Below are 2,365 nucleotides of genomic sequence, written 5' to 3'. Positions count from 1 at the left end.
GTAAGCGTCTAGCCAAGTGCACCTGCAAGTAACTCGTCAAAACTATTAAGCTATCCCTGAATTTCAATTAAGAGGTAGCTATGAGAAAAACACGTAGCCTTGAGCAATGGCGTAGTATTATAGAAGAGCAACAATCGAGTGATTTAACTATCACTGAGTATTGTCAGCAAAATACTTTATCAAAAACAACTTTTTATGCCGCAAAAAACAAGCTAAAGGCATTACCTGGCAATTTTGTTCGCGCCAAAATCACTAAACAACCTGACGTTATCAAGCCGCAACAGCCGATAACCCTCACTGTTGGCAAAGTAAAAGTCAGCTTGCCATCAACAACGCCTGCAACTTACCTCAGCCAATTGTTACGCGAGTTTGCCTGATGAAAATGTTTGTTGAACCCGAGCGTATTTATTTACACCGCGATGCTGTGGATTTTCGAAAATCGATTGATGGTCTGGTCGCCATCGTTGAAGGCGAGCTTGAACGTGATGCCTACACTGGCGCGCTATTTTTGTTTTGCAACAAAGCGAAAGATAAACTCAAATTAGTGTACTGGGATAAAACAGGGTTTGCTTTGTGGTATAAGCGACTCGAAAAACAAAAGTTCAAATGGCCAAATAAAGCCACTTTGCAAGAATTTGAACTCAGCTCTGGGCAACTGGATTGGTTGTTGTCGGGATATGATGTGCTTGGCCATGAAGAATTGCAGTATCAATCTATGATCTAATTAACAGTAAACGATCATTGCCACACATCCGTTTTTATTTGCCCTGCAAACGAGAAAAGTGCATAAAACTTTGTTAAATTGCAGGGATGAAACTTGATGCACACTCACTTCCTGATGACCCAGAACAACTCAAGCGCATGCTGCTTGAGTTGCAACATGTCGTCGCTAAAAAAGATGAAGAGTTAGCTAAAAAGGATGCGCAAATTCACGAATTGCTGCAAGCTTATAATGCGAAACTTGCCAAAGAGTACGCTAAGAAATCAGAAAAAATGCCGGGGGCGGGTGAAGTATTCAATGAAGCAGAAGAAACGCTTGATGAGTATGATAAATCGCAATTGGCCACATCGCCCTCAGTAAAGAAAGAAAAAGCCAAACCGAAACGCCGCCCACTGCCGGCGCAATTACCACGAGTAGACGTGATTGTTGACCTCAATGAGGGTGAAAAAGTATGTGATTGCTGTCAAAGCACCTTACATAAAATGGGTGAAAGCAGCAGTGAAGCATTAGATTTTGTGCCAGCACATATCAAAGTGATTAAAACGATTCGCCCGAAATATACATGCCGTCACTGTGAGCAAGAAGGTATTGATTGTGTGGTGAAATCCGCCCCGATGCCCGCATCACCCATTCCAAAAAGTATCGCAACGGCCAGCTTGCTGAGTCAAATAATCACGTGTAAATACCAGTTTGGCTTACCGCTTTATCGCCTAGAAACAATGTTAGGCGATATTGGTATAGAATTAAGCAGGCAAACCATGTCGAGCTGGATGCTACGTTGTGCACAATTGTTGTCACCCCTGTATCAACGCTTAAAAGAGGTGTTGTTATCGCAAGCAGTTATCCATGGCGATGAAACCCCGTTAAACGTCATCAACGCAGATAAAGCGACAAGCTATATGTGGCTGTATTGTTGCGGTGATGATAAACCGGGTAAAAGCACTAATATTGTCCTGTTCGATTATCATAACAGCCGTGCGGGCCAATGTGCGGTTGATTTTCTTGATGGTTACCAAGGCTACATGCACGTTGATGGTTACAAGGCTTATGAGCAAACTCAGGCAACACTGGTTGCATGCCTTGCTCATATGCGTCGTAAATTCATCGAAGCGAAAGGCAATAATAAGAAAACAGGCAAAGCGGATGTAGCGCTCAACCTCATTGGTAAGCTCTACGGTATTGAGCAAGCCATCAAAGATAAGCCAGCCACAGAGAAGTACACTGTTAGACAACAAAAAGCCAAACCTATTGTTGACGAGTTATACCAATGGTTGCTCAAACACAAAGATAAAATCCCGCCCAAAATGGCGCTAGGTAAAGCCATTAACTACGCGATAAATCAATTTGAAAAATTCCGGCGGTACCTTGATGATGGCAGACTTAAAATAGATAACAACCGCGCAGAGCGAGCCATAAAACCCTTCGTGATAGGGCGAAAAAACTGGTTGTTCTCAAATACCAGCAAGGGTGCACATGCCAGTGCGGTACTTTATAGCCTTGTTGAAACGGCGAAGGCAAATGACCTTGTGGTGCATGACTATATTTCTAGTTGCTTACAGCACCTAGCTGAGCAGCCTGATAACCTTGAGGCGCTGTTACCTTGGAACATTAAGAAAGGCTAGGTGTCGTTAGCTAGACGCTTAC

At 43.2% G+C, this 2,365-nt stretch carries 3 protein-coding genes; all 3 read left to right on the top strand.

The annotated features are described in order from the left end of the window. Positions 1–80: 80 nt before the first annotated feature. Positions 81–377 (top strand): hypothetical protein, encoded by a 297-nt coding sequence (locus I6E85_RS20710; protein WP_024591198.1) that lies wholly within the window; start codon positions 81–83, stop codon positions 375–377. Positions 378–382: 5 nt separating this feature from the next. Further along, entirely contained in the window at positions 383–724 is a 342-nt protein-coding gene (gene tnpB / locus I6E85_RS20705; RefSeq protein WP_158001143.1) for an IS66 family insertion sequence element accessory protein TnpB, read from the top strand. An 86-nt stretch (positions 725–810) separates the two neighbouring features. Further along, the gene (locus tag I6E85_RS20700) at positions 811–2,343 is read left to right on the top strand and encodes an IS66 family transposase (protein WP_024608231.1); all 1,533 of its coding nucleotides are present in this window, start codon (positions 811–813) and stop codon (positions 2,341–2,343) included. The last annotated feature ends 22 nt before the right edge of the window (positions 2,344–2,365 follow it).

The organism is Pseudoalteromonas sp. NZS71, from assembly GCF_015864715.1.
GTDB lineage: Bacteria > Pseudomonadota > Gammaproteobacteria > Enterobacterales > Alteromonadaceae > Pseudoalteromonas > Pseudoalteromonas arctica.
This window is presented reverse-complemented; position numbering and strand designations above follow the sequence as displayed.